The organism is Nordella sp. HKS 07 (genome assembly GCF_011046735.1).
GTDB lineage: Bacteria > Pseudomonadota > Alphaproteobacteria > Rhizobiales > Aestuariivirgaceae > Taklimakanibacter.
In genome coordinates this window covers 4,654,888-4,670,954 of the sequence record NZ_CP049258.1, presented here as the reverse complement: position 1 = coordinate 4,670,954, position 16,067 = coordinate 4,654,888, and the positions used below count along the sequence as shown (strand labels likewise).

Below are 16,067 nucleotides of genomic sequence, written 5' to 3'. Positions count from 1 at the left end.
CCTTGCGGGGCGAGAGGCGGTACTGCGGACCTTTTTAAGCATCGAGCGCCGGAGCGCAAGCGGAGGCCGGGCAAGGTGCTGGCGCAAGCGGTCTTCCGCCAGGTCTGCCTCTGACGGTCGAGTCAGTCACGGAAGACGTTCATTTCGGTCACCTTATGCACTTCAACCATGCTGCCACGTTGGCATTAGATAATCCTCGCTAAGGCGAGTAGAATTTTCGCAGTCAGGAGATCGGGATATGGGCGCGCGGCAGGTTGAGCGTCGGCTTGCGGCCATTCTGGCGGCGGACGTCGTGGGGTACAGCCGCCTCATGGGCGCCAACGAGGTCGGCACGCTGGAGGCATTAAAAGCGCATCGCAGTGAATTGCTCGACAGGAAGATCGCCGATTATCAAGGCCGCATCGCCAAGCTCACCGGCGACGGCATGCTGGTCGAATTCCCAAGCGTGGTGAATGCGGTCGAATGCGCCTTAGAAATCCAGCGCGAGATGCGCATTCGTAACAGCGATGTCCCGCAGGACCGTCGGATCGAATTTCGCATCGGCATTAATCTGAGCGACATCATCATCGAGGACAACGATCTCTATGGCGAAGGGGTCAACATTGCTGCACGCATCGAGGCTATCGCCAGGCCGGGCGGTATCTCGGTGTCAGCCGTGGTTCGCGAAAATGTCGGCAACCGGCTCGAACTTACCTTCGAGGACACCGGTGAGCATGTACTCAAGAATATCGAGCGGCCGGTGCGCGTCTTCGACGTTTATCCCGGTTCACCGCTACCCGGATCCGCGGCCGTGACGCCAGCCTCGGTAAAGCCTGCCGTTACGGATAGGCCATCAATCGCTGTCCTGCCCTTCGCCAATGTGAGCGGCGATCCGGAGCAGGAATATTTCTCCGACGGCATTACCGACGATATCATCACCGACTTGTCCCAGATTTCAGGCTTGTTCGTGGTGAGCCGGAACTCGTCGTTCCTCTACAAGGGCAAGGCGGTGAATATGCAGCAGGCTGCCACTGAGCTCGGCGTGAAGTTCCTGCTCGAAGGCAGTGTATGCAAAGCGGGCCAGCGGGTACGCATCACCAGCCAGCTCATCGACGGCGCCAGCGGCGGCCATCTGTGGGCCGCCCGCTACGACCGCGACCTGACTGACATCTTCGCCGTGCAGGACGAGATCACCCACATGATCGTCGATCAGCTCAAGATCAGACTGCTGGTGGAGGAGAGGACGGCGATCGCCCGGACGCCAACCGCGAATGTTCACGCCTATACCGACTATCTGAGAGGACGTCAGCTCCTCAAAATGAGGACAAGATCGTCCCTGACATTGGGCCGAAGCTTGTTTGCCAGGGCGGCGGAACTCGATCCACTCTATGCGCGCGCTTATGCAGGTATGGCCAATTGCGAGTCCTATCTGAAATCTTCGGAGGGGGTCGCGGTCGCCGTCGAAACAATTCTCGCAACCGCCGGCAAGGCGCTGTCGATCGATCCCGGTCTAGCCGAGGCCCATGCGGCCCGCGGGATGGCGTTGAACATCGCCGGCCGCTCAGCCGAGGCGACTTCAGCCTTCGAGACGGCGCTCTCGCTCGACCCCAACAACTATGAGGCGAATCTCTTTTACGGTGAATTTTGCCTCAACCAAGGCGATTTTGATCTCGCAGCGAGACATTTCGTTCGCGCCCTGGAAGTCGAGCCCGATGATTACCGTTCGCCACTCCTCCTCACTGCTGCCTTGCGTTCCCTTGGACGCTACGATGAAGTGGAAGGCTACGCGAGGCTTGGATGGAAAAGAGCCGAGGAAGCGCATCGGCTGCATCCGGACATTTCCGACCCCATCCAACTGGGCGCGTGCGCGCTAGCCGTGCTCGGCGAACGGGATCGGGCAAAAGAGTGGGTGGCGCGTGCCTTGGCGATCGATCCGGAGGACAGCAACGCACGATACAACGCCGCCGTTGTATATTCGGTGCTCGGCGAGCTGGACCGGGCTATCGATCTACTGGAGATATTGTTTCAAGGCCAAACCGACTCAAAAATCTGGGTCGCGCACGATTCGTATTTCGATCCAATCCGCAGTCATCCGCGCTATAAAAAGCTGATTGGATCCGTCGAATAGCCTCCAATTCTGACATTGAAGAGCACCGATTACCGACTGCCTCCTGGCGGGGGAATCGCGGGAGTCCTCCTGCCGCGAGCGAGTTTATGCTACGCTTGGCGTTAGAGCATCGGACCGAAAAGTGCGCAGCGGTTTTCGGATAATCCGATGCGCAAATCTAAGGGTTAGAGCGCCGGACCGATTCTATGTGAGCGTCCGGCGCTCTAGCGGAGCATCGCGATGGCAGAGCAAAGGAAACTTGCCGCTATCTTGGCGGCGGACGTAGTCGGCTTCAGCCGTCTCACTGGAGCCGATGAGGAAGGCACGCTTGCCCGGCTGCGAGCGCTGCGCAGCGATGTCATCGATCCAACCATCACCGTATACAATGGGCGCGTGGTCAAGCGCACCGGCGATGGTGCGCTCGTCGAGTTCCGCAGTGTCGTCGACGCCGTGCGCTGCGCCATAGAGGTGCAGAACGCCATGCTTGAGCGCAATGCCGGGCTGCCGCCCGAGCGCCGCATCGAGTTCCGCATAGGCATCCATCTGGGAGACGTCGTCGAGGAAAGCGACGGCGATCTCATGGGTGACGGCGTCAATATCGCAGCGCGGCTCGAAGGCGTCGCTCAGCCGGGCGCGATATGCCTCTCCGACGATGCTTACCGGCAGGTGCGATCTCGGCTGGATCTCGTCATCACCGATCTGGGCGAGACGAAGCTGAAGAACATCGCCGAACCGATGCGCATCTACGCACTTCAGGCCGGCAACGCCGCACAAGCGCGGCCGCGGCTAGCCGCGCGCGCAGACCAGTCGGCGCGACTGGCGCTGCCCGACAAGCCTTCGATTGCAGTTCTGCCGTTTACCAACATGTCCGGCGATCCTGATCAGGAGTATTTTGTCGACGGGATCTCCGAGGATTTGATCACCGCGCTGTCGCGAATAAGATGGTTCTTCGTGATCGCCCGCAATTCCTGCTTCGCGTATAAGGGGCAATCGCCTGACGTCCGCGAAGTTGCCCGTGTGCTGGGCGTGGCCTATGTGCTCGAAGGCAGTGTTCGTAAGGTTGGCAATCGCGTTCGTGTCACGGCGCAGCTGATTGATGGCCTGTCCGGAAAACACGTTTGGGCACAACGCTACGACCGCGACCTGGAAGATATTTTCGCCGTTCAGGACGAGATCACGGCGACGCTGGTGGGCGCGATCGAGCCTGAGCTCGGTAAGGCCGAACGCGAGCGGGCGCGGGCGAACCGGCCCGACGATCTGCACGCCTGGGACCTCTACCGGCGAGGCCTTTGGCACACCTACAAGCGGACGCGGGAGGATCTTGCCGAGGCACATCAGTTGTTCCGCCAGGCGATCGCGATCGATCCGCGGATGGCACGTGCCTATGCCGCAACCGAGGAAGCATTTTTCTTCCAGTTTGTGGGCGGTTACGTCGACACCGGGGCTGCCGCGAAGGCCGATGCTCTGAGGTTCGCGGAGAAGGCCGTGGAGCTCGACGGGCAGGACGCATTCAACCACTACGCTCTCGGGCGGGCCCTCACGCTGGTGCGCCGGCATGATTCAGCCGTGTTTGAGCTTCGCAAGGCAGTCGAGCTCAATCCAAGCTTTGCTCAGGCCCACTACGCCCTCGGTATGACGCTTGCCACCGGCGGGCAACCGGAGGCCTCTCTGCCGCACATTGATTTGGCAATGCGTCTCAGCCCGCAGGATCCCTATTTTGGACAATTCCTGGTTCGCAAGGCCGAGGCGTGCCTCTTCTTGGGACGGCTGCAGGAAGCGATAGAGGCGGCCGAGCGGTCGCTGCGCGAACCAAACATCCAGTGGTCCCGCTGGGCGATACTGGCCGCCGCGCACGCGCATCTCGGGCGGATGGAGGACGCGAAGCGCAGCGTCGAGGGGCTGCACGCCTTTCGCCCCGATATCGATCTTGCGTTCATTCGTGACTACTGGCCGATCGCAGACGCTGCCGCGCTCAACTGTCTTGTGGAGGGACTGCGAAAAGCCGGACTATCTGAAGCCTGATGATAGCGACTCCTCCTAGAGGCATCACGCTTTAGGCGGCCGCCACCTCTTCGCGCAGCAGCTTGAAGACGATCGAATCCGACAAGGCCTGGAAGGACGCATCGACGATATTGGGCGACACGCCGACGGTGAACCAGCGATTGCCCTTGCCGTCGCGGCTTTCGACCAGAACGCGGGTAGTGGCTCCCGTTCCGCCATTGAGGATACGGACCTTGTAGTCGGCAAGCTCGAGATCGTCGATGAAGCGCTGGAACTTGCCGAGATCCTTGCGGAGCGCCACGTCGAGCGCGTTCACCGGGCCGTTGCCTTCGCCGGCATTGAGGAAAACTTCGTCGTCGACCTTCACCTTGACCACGGCCTCCGACATGGTGACGAGCTCGCCCGACGCGTTGTGGCGCTGCTCGACAATGACGCGGAAGGACTGGACGTCGAAATATTCGGGCACCGTGCCGAGCATGCGGCGCGCCAGGAGCTCAAAAGAGGCATCCGCTCCGTCATAGGCATAGCCCTGCGACTCCCGCTCCTTCACCTCGCGCAGCAGCGCATCGAGGCGCGTGTCGGTCTTGTCGACACTGAGCCCGATGCGGGCGAGCTCGGACAGCAGGTTGGACTTGCCGGCCTGGTCGGAGACCAGCATGCGGCGGCGGTTGCCGATGCTCTCGGGCGGCACATGCTCGTAGGTCTCGGGCTCCTTGACGATCGCCGAGGCATGGATGCCGGCCTTGGTGGCGAAGGCGCTCCTGCCCACATAGGGCGCCTGTGCATTGGGGCTGCGGTTCAGAAGCTCGTCGAAGGCGCGCGACACATGGGTCAGCGTCGCCAGCTTCTGTTCCGTCACGCCGGTCTCGAACCGCGCGGCGTATTCCGGCTTGAGCACCAAAGTCGGGATGATCGAGACGAGATTGGCGTTGCCGCAGCGCTCGCCGATGCCGTTGAGCGTGCCCTGGATCTGGCGCGCGCCGGCCAGGACCGCGGCCAGCGAATTGGCCACCGCCTGTTCGGTGTCGTTATGGGCATGGATGCCGAGATGGCTGCCCGGCACCGTCTTCGTCACGGCACGGACGATCTCGGAGATCTCTTGCGGCAAGGTTCCGCCATTGGTATCGCACAGCACCACCCAGCGCGCGCCTGCCGCGTAGGCGGTCTTGGCGACCTCGAGCGCATAGGCCGGATTGGCCTTGAAGCCGTCAAAGAAATGCTCGCAATCGAGCAGCACCTCGCGCCCAAGCGCCCTGGCATTTTCGATGGATTCCCGGATAGTTAGGAGATTCTCCTCATTCGTCGTCTGAAGGGCGACGCGAACATGGTAGTCCCAGGATTTGGCAACGAAGCAGATGGCCTTGGCCTCGGCGCGCAGAATATCCTGCAGGCCCGGATCGTTGGACGCGGAGCGCCCTGCCCGCTTCACCATGCCGAAAGCGGTGAAGGTCGCCTTGGTGCCGCGCGGCGCGCCGAAGAGCGCCGTGTCGGTCGGGTTGGCGCCCGGATAGCCGCCCTCGATATAATCGAGGCCGAGCTCATCCAGCATCTCCATGACGACGAGCTTGTCGTCGAGCGAGAAGTCGACGCCCGGCGTCTGCTGGCCGTCGCGCAAAGTGGTGTCGAAGAGATAGAGGCGCTCGCGCGTCATGGCTTCACCTCCCAGCTCGTCGTACCGTCCTTGTTGTCCTTGACCACGACGCCGAGTGCATCAATCTCACCGCGCAGGCGGTCGCTCTCGGCCCAGTTCTTGGCGGCGCGGGCGGCGAGCCTCGCCTTGATCAGCTCATTGACCTTGTGCTCGTCGATCTTCGCCGCCTTCTCCTCGACATGCTTGCCGGTGAAGCCCAGCTCATTGAGGGTGGCGCCGAGCTCGACCTGGAAATTCGGCCGGTCGAGCGCGTGCAGTTCGGCGATGGCGCGCGGCGTGTTGAGGTCGTCGCACAGGGCTTCGAGCACCGGCGCTGCAATGCGCTCCTCCTCGGTCAGGCGCGCGGCGGCCGAATTGTAGAAGCCGTCGAGGATGCGGGTGCTTTCCTCGAGCCCCTTCACCGTCCAGTCGATCGGCTGGCGGTAGTGGGTGCGCAGCATGTTGAAGCGCACGACCTCGCCCGGCCAGTCCTTCAGGACCTCGTTGATGGTGACGAAGTTGCCGAGGCTCTTCGACATCTTCTGGCCGTCGATCTGGAGGAAGCCGTTATGCATCCACACATTCGCCATCACGGGCAAACCGAAGGCGCAGCGCGACTGCGCCACCTCGTTCTCGTGATGCGGGAAGATGAGGTCGATGCCGCCGCCATGGATGTCGAATGTCTCGCCCAGATGTTTCCATGACATGGCCGAGCATTCGATATGCCAGCCCGGCCGGCCCCTGCCCCACGGGCTGTCCCAGCCGGGCAGATCCGGGCTCGACGGCTTCCACAGGACGAAGTCCATCTCGCCCCTCTTATAGGGGGCCACGTCGACGCGGGCGCCGGCGATCATGTCGTCGAGCGGCCGGCGCGACAGCCTGCCGTAGTCCTTCATCGAGGGCACGTCGAAGAGCACATGGCCCTCCGCCGCATAGGCATGGCCCTTGGCGATCAGCATCTCGATGAGGGCGATGATCTCGGGGATGCTGCCGGTGGCGCGCGGCTCAAAGGTGGGCTGCAGCACGTTAAGCGCCTGGATGTCGGCGTGGAACTGGGCCGTCGTGCGGCCGGTGAGGTCGCCGATGGCGACGCCCTCTTCCTTCGCCCTGGCATTGATCTTGTCGTCGATGTCGGTGATGTTGCGCACGTAAACGACGTGCTCAGGCCCATAAAGATGGCGCAGCAGCCGGAAGAGGACGTCGAAGACGATGATCGGCCGGGCATTGCCGATATGGGCATAGTCATAGACCGTCGGGCCGCAGACATAGAGGCGCACCGCCTGGGGATCGATCGGCGCGAAGACGTCCTTGGCTCGGGTCAGGGTATTGTAAAGTCTTAAAGTCATAGGGGTACTCGGGCTTGCCGGCCCGGAGCTCGCTTCGACTTGAATTTAGGTAAAGCGACCGCCTGCCAGCGTTTAAACGCTAGATGCAGATAATAATCATGCCGCACATCGGGACGGCATAATGGGGGGCGGTCGTCATGGGCCGGCAAAATGACGGAACTGCCCCCTCCCGTCAAGTGGTCGGATGGGGACGGGTACTGCCTGGCCAGCCCGGGCTTGCGTCGGGGGTAGACCATATTAAAGTTGCATACTCAGCGGCCGGGACGTTCTTCAAGCGAGGGCGTTCGATGACTGAGCAAATATTCCTAAGCTATAGCCACAAGGATACAGAGAGCAGAAAAGGCCAGCCCGCTCGCGATTGGCCAGAGATCTTCAAGAACCTGCTCGGTGGTTTCTTCAACGCGCAGCTGAGCGTGTGGTCCGACCGGGACATTATTGCCTCGACGAAATGGCAAGAAAGCATCAACCGCGCAATTATCAAGTCAAGCATCGCCCTTCTTCTCGTAGGAAGGAACTTTCTGACTTCGGATTTCATTGCAAAGAAAGAGTTTCCGGCAATTCTCCGGCGACATACAGCCGGAGGCCTCAACATCGTGTGGGTGCCAATTGACAAGATTTCCGCTGACGAGCGAAGGCGAATTCCTGTTCTCAATTCTCTCCAGGCGGCAGGAGGCGCGAAGAAGCCGCTCAGGCAGCTGAGTGACCAAGAGCTTGATGAGGCGCTGGGGGTTATTCGAGAGACTTTAGCCAAGATCATCGACCTGCAACGAGATACGTCCGACAGTTTTCGGGCTGTTCTCAAATCAAGAGTCGCCGAATCGGTCTCGTCACTCGGCATCAGTCTTGGACCCGATTTCGCCGCAGGCGACTACTCGATTTTCTACAAGGCCAATCAGTACGACAGGATCCTCGCCGTAAAGGCCCTGGTTCCCGCACCGGGGCGGGAGTCGATTGCCAAGGATTTTGTGAACCGGGCCAGGGTCGTCGAAAAGATCAATGATCCCTCGGCGATCTCGATCCGGAATATTGTTCCGGAGAACGATCCCGTTGTGCCATGGGTCGTCATGGATTTCATCGAGGACACTACCCTCGCCGAACTCTTGAAATCCGGTCAGAGGCTGCCGGAGAAAATGGTGGCAAAGGTCATCGCGCAACTCGCGGGTGTCGCGGCGCAGCTGCATGCGGACAGCCAGCACATTATGGGTCCTGTGCAACCGAGCAATGTGCATTTCGATGGAGACAGGGCCTGCGTATCATTGCTCTCGATTGCCAACGAAGCGCTTGAATCCTGCCGCGTCTCGCCGACCAAGCTCTTTAGTGTGAACGAACTGCCGTATTTGAGCCCTGAGCGCTATTATGGTGAGCCAATCGATGGACGAGCCGACCAATATCATCTGGGCTTGCTGGCGTTGGAAGTGCTGACCGGCACTCACCCGATTTCGATCAAGGCGTTCAGCGACCTCAAGAACAGCGTGGCCTTCTTCGAATCACCGCGATCCAGTTTTCCGGCAGAGCTCCGTCACAAAGAACCTGCGCTTTCCTTCATCATCGCCAGGATGCTGGCGCGCGATCCGGCGAGACGCTGGGCTTCCATCAACGACTTGATCAAGGCCTTGACCCAGGTTGCGGAAGGCGAAGTGCCGGACGAGATCATAAGATATGTCAGAGACCGATTTCGAGCGAAGCTCAGCAAGGATCCGGCGTTCTTCAGATCATTTTACCAAAAGCTATTCGAGCGAGCCGATATCAAGAAGCTGTTTGAGGATCGCGGAGTGAACGAGGAGAGGCAGGCAGAGAACCTTCGCAAGACCATTTTGAGCATTCTAAATCCCACCGTTGGCATCACTTTCGCGGCACAGATCGAGAAGCACAGTGAGTTTGAAATCAAGGATGAATATTATGGTATGTTCCGCGACGCGTTCCTTGTGGCGCTCCTGGACGCGGACAAAGACCTGGACGAGGAGGCTCGGGAAGAGTCACAGGACGCATGGCGGGCGGTTCTCGACCCGGCGCTGGGCTATATGAGGGAGCAGATTGCGATCATGCGCAGCGCAGCTCCTTCGCCGAACGCATTGACTTGATGATCGAACAATTCTTACCGGTCACGCCGCCGGTAAAGCCAGAGCGTCACGGGAGCGAGCAGCAGAGTGAGCGCCGCCGGGCCCGCCAGCGCCAGGAGGACCTCGTGGAGGCTCGCCTGGCCCGCCATCAGCCCGCGAATGGCTGTGGTCATCAGTGACACCGGATTCACCTCGACGAAGGCCCTGAGCCAGCCCGGCATGGTCGCCGGCTGCACCATGATGTTGGAGGCGAAAACCAGGGGAAAGAGGAAGGTGAAACCCACGGTCATCACCGTCATCGGCGTGCGGACCAGGAGGCCCAGCACGATGAAGATCCAGCCCATGCCGAAACCGACGGCGATCAGCAGCGCGAATGCGGCGATGACGCCCAAGACCCCGCCTTCGGCCCGGTAGCCCAAAATGAGGCCGATGATCAGGATGAGCCCGCCGGCGATCAGGTGGCGCAATATGTCGCCCACCATCAGCCCGGCAAAAGGCGCCAGCGACCAGATCGGCAGCGAGCGGAAGCGGTCGAACAGGCCCTTGCTGAGGTCGGTCGAGAGGCCCATGCCGGAATAGACGGCGTTGAACACGATGGTCTGGACCAGGATGCCGGGCAGGAAGAACTGCAGATAGGCGCCGGTCGACCCCGCCAGCGCGCCCCCGAAGACGAAGGTGAAGAGCAGCGTGAACATGATCGGCGTCATCACCAGATCGAAGAGCTGCTCCGGCACATGCTTGAATTTGAGGATGGCCCGCCAGCCGAAGACGAGCGCGTTGGAAAAGGCCGACGGCGGCCGGGGCGGCGGCCGGTCGAGTCTCAGCGCCGGCAGGGATGAGCTCACATCGGTCATTGGTCGCTACCTTCCGTTTTTCCCAGTCTGCCGCTGCCGTCCGTCAGCGCGAAGAAGACCTCTTCCAGGCTGGGCGAGCCCATCGAAAAATCGGCAAGCTCGATCCTGGCGGCGATGAGGGCGGCGATCGCCTGGCTGGCCGCCTCGGGCGTGCCCGCCATGACGGAAAGCTGGGCGCCTTCGGGATTGCGCTGGACCTGGGTTCCCAGATGCGTCTCGAGAAGCGCGCGGGCGTCATCGAGCCTTGCCGGATCGACCAACGCCACATGGAGGAAGCCTGAGCCGGTAGCGGCTTTCAGCTCGCGGCTCGTGCCTTCGGCGATCTTTTTGCCCTTGTCGATGACGGCGATGCGGGCCGCCAGCTGATCGGCCTCCTCGAGATATTGCGTGGTGAGTAGGATGGTGACGCCCGAGCCCGCAAGCGCGCGGATCATCCGCCACACGCCTTGGCGCGCATTGGGATCGAGCCCCGTCGTCGGCTCGTCGAGGAACAGCACACCCGGCGTCACGATAAGGGAGGCGGCGATATCGAGCTTGCGCCGCATCCCGCCCGAATAGGCCTTCACCTGCTTATGGGCGGCCTCGGCCAGATCGAAGGCGGCGAGCAGCTCATCGGCGCGCTCTTTGGCGTTGCGGCCACGATACCCCCAGAGACGGGCCAGCATCAGGAGATTTTCTCTGCCTGTCAGATCCTCGTCGAGCGAGGCGAACTGGCCGGTCATGGCGATGCTGGCGCGCACCTTCTGGGGTGCCGCGATCAGATCATGGCCCATGACGCTGGCCGTGCCGGTATCTGGCGAGGCGAGCGTCGCCAGCATGCGCATCAGCGTGGTCTTGCCGGCGCCATTGGGGCCCAGAATGGCGAAGATCATGCCGCGCGGGACCTCGAGATCGATGCCGTCCACGGCGCGGACGTCGCCAAAATGCTTGACCAGCCCGCGCACCGCAATGGCTGGCTCAGGGCGGCCTTCGACAGACGACGAATTGTTCATACGCATGGCATCGTTCATGACGCGTCCGTGAAACCTGTGAAATGACCTGGGCAGCGTGCTGCCGCATCGCGCATAATCGAAGGCTGTTCGAGCCCCTCTGGTGAGCCCTCGGTTGCGCCAGGCGAACCTCGCATGACCGGCCGGCCCTTGTCCAGATGACACCGCATAAAGCCCCATCAGACCAAAGACTGTCAGGAGCGCAAGCCCGGCCGCATCCGCAGGGTTGATATGATCATTCTAGCCTAGCTGGCATCCCGCCCTCCTCCTAAGGTTGGCAAACGCTCTGGGGAGAGAATCGCGCTTGCCGCATCAATCGACGACACAGGCGGCCATCTGGATGGCGGGATGGCTTCTCTGCACGCTTGCCCTCACCGTCTCGGGGCGCGAGCTCGGCCATGACGTGCCGGTCTTCGTCATCATGGTCCTGCGCAGCCTGGTCGCCATGGCGGTGCTCACCCCGCTCGTGATCTATGAGGGGAATATCGCCGCCCGCCTCACCCAGCTGCCGCTTCACGTGGTGCGCAACATCATCCATTACGGCGCCCAATATTCGTGGTTCACGGCGCTCACCTTGATCCCGCTCGCCCAGGTCGTGTCGATCGAATTCACCATGCCGATCTGGGGTGCCCTCATCGCCGTCACGTTTCTCGGCGAGAGGCTGACCCGCTACCGGATCACGGCCATCGTACTGGGCTTCCTCGGCATATTGCTGATCGTGCGGCCCGGCACCGCTGAAGTCGATGCGGGCCATGTGGTGGCGCTCGTCGCCGCCTTGGGCTTCGCCGTCTCGGTCGCCCTCACCAAGGTGCTGACGAGGAAGGACTCGGCGCTCACCGTCATCTTCCTGATGTTCGCCATCCAGACGGTGATCGGTGCGGTGCCGGCCTGGCTCACCTGGAAATGGCCGGAGCCCGGGAACTGGATCTGGGTGGCCGTCGTCGGCCTTGCCGGCACTTTCTCGCATTATTGCCTGTCCAAGGCGGTATCGCTCGCCGACATGACGGTCGTGACGCCGATGGACTTCCTGCGCGTGCCCTTGACCGTGCTCGCCGGCTACTGGCTCTATAGCGAGGGCTTCGATCTCGTCTCGATCCTGGGCGCGGTCCTCATCCTCGGCGCCAATTTGCTCAATCTTCTGAAAGCCAAACCAGCACTATGAACGCCGATGCCTCGTCACAGCACCGTCTCGGCCTCCTTCTGGTGGCGACGGCGGCGCTTTTCTGGTCTACCTCCGGCATCTTCGTGCGCCTCATCGGCGCCGACCTGATGACCATGCTGTTCTGGCGCGGCGTCTTTTCGGGCTCCGCGGTGATGCTGGTCTATCTCCTGATGGAAGGCAAAGCCGGCCTCCTGCGCCTGCGCAACCTACCGCTCCCGGTCTTCGCCGTCGCCGCATTGTCGGCCATGGGCATGATCACCGGCATCGGTTCGATGCGCTACACGACAGTGGCCGAGGCTCTCATCATCTATGCGACCGTGCCTTTCGTCACCGCCGGTTTCGCCTGGGCCTTCATCGGCGAGAAGCCCAGTACCCGCACCATGGCGGCGAGCCTCGTTGCGCTCTGCGGCGTCGCCTTCATGCTGAAGGACGCGTCCCTGGACGGGAGCCTTTTCGGGAAGGGCCTTGCCGTGCTGATGACGCTCAGCATGGCCGGCATGACCACCATCATGCGGAGACACCAGGACGTGCCGATGCTGCCGGCCATGGCGCTCTCCGCCTGGCTCTGTTCCTTCGTGACCTTCTGGTTCGCCGCTCCGCTGTCGGTCAGCACTCAGGATTTCCTGCTCATCGCGCTCTTCGGCATCGTGCAGAACGCGTCGGGCCTCGTCCTCTATGCGATCTGGTCGCGGAAGATCCCCGCCGCCGAGGCGACGCTGATCGCCGCCCTCGAAGTGCCCTTCACACCGCTCTGGGTCTGGCTGTTCCTCGGCGAGACGCCGGCGGGTGCGGTGCTCATCGGCGGCGCTATCGTCATGCTGGCGCTGTTCGGCCATATCCTGACCGAGATCCGACCAAGGCGGGCGCTGCCGCCGCCGGTTTAGACTGCTGACAGAAGCTGACAAAACAATCAGCGAGACTGCAGACGGGGAAAAAGGGGAAGCGGCATGAACGGCGGCGACGGTCAGCGTTATCTCGGCTGGATCCTGGTCAGCCTGTCGGCGGTCGCCTGGTCGACGGCCGGCTTCTTCACCCGTCTCATCGGGGAAGATGTCTGGACCATGCTGTTCTGGCGTGGCTTCTTCGGCGGCTGCGCCTTTGCCGTCATGGTGGCGGTGCACCATCGCGGGAAGTCGCTGGAAGCTTATTGGAAGCTGGGCCCGATGGGGCTCCTGCTCGCCGTCATCTGCGGGCTCGGCATGATCACCTTCATCGGCTCCCTGATGCTGACGACGGTCGCCGATGTCTATGTGATCTATGCCACCGTGCCGTTCATCACCGCCGGCGTCGCCTGGCTTATTCTCAAAGAGCGCGCCTCCTGGAGCGTGCTCGCGGCAAGCGCGCTGGCACTTGCCGGCGTCGTGGTGATGCTAACCGGTGCGGTCTATGGCGGCATCCTGTTCGGCCAGTTCGTCGCCCTCCTGATGACTCTTTCCATGGCCCTGATGGCGGTCATCCTGCGCTGGAAGCGCGACATCGCGATCCTGCCGGTGCTCGGGCTGTCCTCCTGGACCGCAGCCTTCGTCGCCTTCTGGTTCTGCGATCCTCTCGACGTCTCCTCTTTCGATCTCATCATGCTGGCGCTGTTCGGCGTGACGCAGAGCGCCCTCGGCCTCTTGCTGTTCAGCCTCGGCTCGCGCATGATCCCGGCCGCTGAGGCGACACTTCTCACCGCGCTCGATGTCCCCCTCGCCCCTTTATGGGTGTGGCTCGCCTTCGGCGAGGTGCCGAGTGTTTACACACTCGCCGGCGGCCTCATCGTGCTCACCGCCGTCGCCGGCCATATCTGGTTCGAGATGCGCAAGCCGCAGGCGATGCCGGCTTAGGCGCATGGGAGCTGCTCCAGTCGCCTCACCTCCCCTTCTACCGCTTGCGGGAGAAGGTGCGCGAAGCGCGGATGAGGGTGTTGGTTCCGTAGGCGACAATCTAGTCAGTGCGGGGAACGCAAAGCTCGGTTGGCAAGGGTTTCATCCTCCGCCGGTTCATCCCCGCGTGTGCGGGGAGCGCTCTTCCTTCTGCTTCACCGTGTCATGGCAGGTCGGTTCATCCCCGCGTGTGCGGGGAACGCATTGCCACGTATTCCTTGTCGTGCACCTTCATCGGTTCATCCCCGCGTGTGCGGGGAATGCCGTACTCGGTAACTCGCAAATACCTGTCTACGCGGTTCATCCCCGCGTGTGCGGGGAACGCTAACGGTCATGCGGCCGCGCGGGGTTGTGCTTCGGTTCATCCCCGCGTGTGCGGGGAACGCCTTCATCGCGAGACTTCAGGCCGGCCGCTGAACGGTTGATCCCCGCGCGCGCGGGAAACGCCAGAAAGCAACAAGCGAAGATATTCCCGATATCGGTTCATCCCCGCGTGTGCGGGGAACGCTCGCCGGTCTTCGCGGTCTGGTAAGCGGTTTCCGGTTCATCTCCGCCTGTACGGAGAACGCTTTATTTCCTGGCCCGTGAAGATGTCGAAAATTGGTTCATCCCCGCGTGTGCGGGGAACGCCTCTTGATCGCGCGGACGAACCGCCGTCCAGCCGGTTCATCCCCGCGTGTGCGGGGAACGCGCAGAGAGGCAGGCGGCGGCGTCCAACCGGTACGGTTCATCCCCGCGTGTGCGGGGAACGCCGAACCCTCGCTTCACTGCTCTTGGTCAAGTACGGTGCATCCCCGCGTGTGCGGAGAACGCAAGTTCGCTCAGGTGCAGCGCATCGCCGACATCGGTTCATCCCTGCGTGTGCGGGGAACACGAAGACCTGGCTGGGCTGCACAAGCGCTTCACCGATTCATCCCCGCGTGTGCCGGGAACGCTGGCGCAGGTATTCGACGAATTGCCGTTGCACCGGTTCATCCCCGCGTGTGCGGGGAACGCTTTTAGGATGCAAGGCGGATGACAGGTAGAACCGGTTCATCCCCGCGTGTGCGGGGAACGCCCAGAGAGCTTTGCGCCGACGCCGATCGAGGTCGGTTCATCTCCGCGTATGCGGGGAACGCATCAACGATGAAAACGAGCTGGGCAAGCTCGGCGGTTCATCCCCGAGAGTGCGGAGAACGCTTACCCAGCCTGTCCAGGCCACTATCCAGCGTCGATTCATCACCGCGTGTGCAGGGAACGCTCAGCGATCCAAAGCTAGCCCTCGCATTGGGTCGGTTCATCCCGCGTGTGCGGGGAACGCATATCACTCCATGAGCGCTTAGGCTGTTCTGCCGGTTCATCCCCGCGTGTGCGGGGAACGCCCCCGATCTGGTGTCAAAGACCATTACCGGCTCGGTTCATCCCCGCGTGTGCGGGGAACGCTGGGAGGAGGATCGGGTCTACGTCTTCCTCGCCGGTTCATCCCCGCGCGTGCGGAGAACGCTCCTGAGCGTAAATATGGTGTCGATCCTACCGCGGTTCATCCCCGCGTGTGCGGGGTACGCGCAGGCAATTGTTCCTGGGCAAGGAGCAAACCTCGGTTCATTCCCGCGTGTACGGGGAACGTAAATTTCAACGTCACTATAGACATGGATTGTCAGGTTCATCCCCGCGTGTGCGGGGAACGCAAGTGTTCCAGGTCCATGGAATCGCCCATGACCGGTTCATCCCCGCATGTGCGGGGAACGCTCGTTCTCGTGGAGGCGAGGAGCGGGGGACATCGGTTCATCCCCGCGTGTGCGGGGAACGCATGGCAAGGCCCACAATCCCAAGGATGCGTTCCGGTTTATCCCCGCGTGCGCGGGAAACGCGCTTAGGCGTAAGACGACGCTTGCCGCTTTTTCGGTTCATCCTCGCGTGTACGGAGAACGCCTCCCTGTGAAGGACTTGATCCTGCGCACCTCCGGTTTATCTCCGCGTGTGCGGAGAACGTGGGATCCCACGTGCGGCGCTGGCCTGTGACGACGGTTCATCCTCGCGCGTGCGGAGAACGCATCATTTTATGAAACGGCCTCGGCCCAACAGGCGGTTCATC

10 protein-coding genes and 1 CRISPR repeat array (1 of these 11 running past the window's edge) are annotated in these 16,067 nt (G+C 62.1%); of the genes, 6 read left to right on the top strand and 4 right to left on the bottom strand.

Features of this window, described 5'->3' with window-relative positions:
- The first annotated feature begins 238 nt into the window (after positions 1-238).
- Together G5V57_RS21965 and G5V57_RS21960 are read left to right on the top strand one after the other, a co-directional pair.
- Entirely contained in the window at positions 239-2,107 is a 1,869-nt protein-coding gene (locus G5V57_RS21965; RefSeq protein ID WP_165169675.1) for a tetratricopeptide repeat protein, read from the top strand.
- Between the two features lie 219 nt (positions 2,108-2,326).
- On the top strand, positions 2,327-4,108 hold the full coding sequence (locus tag G5V57_RS21960) for an adenylate/guanylate cyclase domain-containing protein (protein WP_165169674.1): 1,782 nt from the start codon (positions 2,327-2,329) through the stop codon (positions 4,106-4,108).
- 31 nt (positions 4,109-4,139) lie between these two features.
- On the opposite strand, the gene cimA is transcribed toward G5V57_RS21960, so the two are convergent.
- Positions 4,140-5,738 carry a citramalate synthase gene (gene cimA / locus G5V57_RS21955; RefSeq protein WP_165169673.1) on the bottom strand — a complete coding sequence of 533 codons (1,599 nt, stop codon included), beginning with the start codon at positions 5,736-5,738 and terminating at the stop codon, positions 4,140-4,142.
- Positions 5,735-7,063 (bottom strand): cysteine--tRNA ligase, encoded by a 1,329-nt coding sequence (cysS, locus tag G5V57_RS21950; protein WP_165169672.1) that lies wholly within the window; start codon positions 7,061-7,063, stop codon positions 5,735-5,737. Before cysS ends, cimA begins: the two co-directional genes overlap by 4 nt.
- Before the next feature lie 287 nt (positions 7,064-7,350).
- On the opposite strand from cysS, the gene G5V57_RS21945 reads away from it, so the two are divergent.
- Entirely contained in the window at positions 7,351-9,144 is a 1,794-nt protein-coding gene (locus G5V57_RS21945; protein ID WP_165169671.1) for a hypothetical protein, read from the top strand.
- 14 nt (positions 9,145-9,158) lie between these two features.
- On the opposite strand, the gene G5V57_RS21940 is transcribed toward G5V57_RS21945, so the two are convergent.
- Both G5V57_RS21940 and G5V57_RS21935 read right to left on the bottom strand, forming a co-directional pair.
- Positions 9,159-9,977, bottom strand: coding sequence for an ABC transporter permease (locus tag G5V57_RS21940; protein ID WP_165169670.1), 819 nt, complete (start codon positions 9,975-9,977; stop codon positions 9,159-9,161).
- Positions 9,974-10,987, bottom strand: coding sequence for an ATP-binding cassette domain-containing protein (locus G5V57_RS21935; protein ID WP_165169669.1), 1,014 nt, complete (start codon positions 10,985-10,987; stop codon positions 9,974-9,976). The genes G5V57_RS21940 and G5V57_RS21935 overlap by 4 nt, the downstream gene beginning before the upstream one ends.
- Positions 10,988-11,270: 283 nt before the next feature.
- On the opposite strand from G5V57_RS21935, the gene G5V57_RS21930 reads away from it, so the two are divergent.
- The 3 genes from G5V57_RS21930 (at position 11,271) to G5V57_RS21920 (ending at position 13,954) form a co-directional block, all read left to right on the top strand.
- On the top strand, positions 11,271-12,128 hold the full coding sequence (locus G5V57_RS21930) for a DMT family transporter (protein ID WP_246737313.1): 858 nt from the start codon (positions 11,271-11,273) through the stop codon (positions 12,126-12,128).
- Positions 12,125-13,012, top strand: coding sequence for a DMT family transporter (locus G5V57_RS21925; RefSeq protein WP_165169668.1), 888 nt, complete (start codon positions 12,125-12,127; stop codon positions 13,010-13,012). Before G5V57_RS21930 ends, G5V57_RS21925 begins: the two co-directional genes overlap by 4 nt.
- A gap of 63 nt (positions 13,013-13,075) precedes the next feature.
- Complete coding sequence (locus G5V57_RS21920; protein WP_165169667.1) at positions 13,076-13,954, top strand: DMT family transporter; 879 nt, start codon at positions 13,076-13,078, stop codon at positions 13,952-13,954.
- Positions 13,955-14,106: 152 nt separating this feature from the next.
- Positions 14,107-16,067: direct repeats of the CRISPR family, unit length 29 nt; unit sequence CGGTTCATCCCCGCGTGTGCGGGGAACGC; it runs 919 nt beyond the window's last position.

What these genes read in the sequence shown, in the direction of transcription:
- G5V57_RS21940 (WP_165169670.1), bottom strand. Translation starts at nt 9,977, where the DNA reads ATGACCGATGTGAGCTCATCCCTGCCGGCGCTGAGACTCGACCGGCCG.
- G5V57_RS21925 (WP_165169668.1), top strand. Translation starts at nt 12,125, where the DNA reads ATGAACGCCGATGCCTCGTCACAGCACCGTCTCGGCCTCCTTCTGGTG.
- cimA (WP_165169673.1), bottom strand. Translation starts at nt 5,738, where the DNA reads ATGACGCGCGAGCGCCTCTATCTCTTCGACACCACTTTGCGCGACGGC.
- G5V57_RS21965 (WP_165169675.1), top strand. Translation starts at nt 239, where the DNA reads ATGGGCGCGCGGCAGGTTGAGCGTCGGCTTGCGGCCATTCTGGCGGCG.
- G5V57_RS21960 (WP_165169674.1), top strand. Translation starts at nt 2,327, where the DNA reads ATGGCAGAGCAAAGGAAACTTGCCGCTATCTTGGCGGCGGACGTAGTC.
- G5V57_RS21945 (WP_165169671.1), top strand. Translation starts at nt 7,351, where the DNA reads ATGACTGAGCAAATATTCCTAAGCTATAGCCACAAGGATACAGAGAGC.
- G5V57_RS21920 (WP_165169667.1), top strand. Translation starts at nt 13,076, where the DNA reads ATGAACGGCGGCGACGGTCAGCGTTATCTCGGCTGGATCCTGGTCAGC.
- G5V57_RS21935 (WP_165169669.1), bottom strand. Translation starts at nt 10,987, where the DNA reads ATGAACGATGCCATGCGTATGAACAATTCGTCGTCTGTCGAAGGCCGC.
- cysS (WP_165169672.1), bottom strand. Translation starts at nt 7,063, where the DNA reads ATGACTTTAAGACTTTACAATACCCTGACCCGAGCCAAGGACGTCTTC.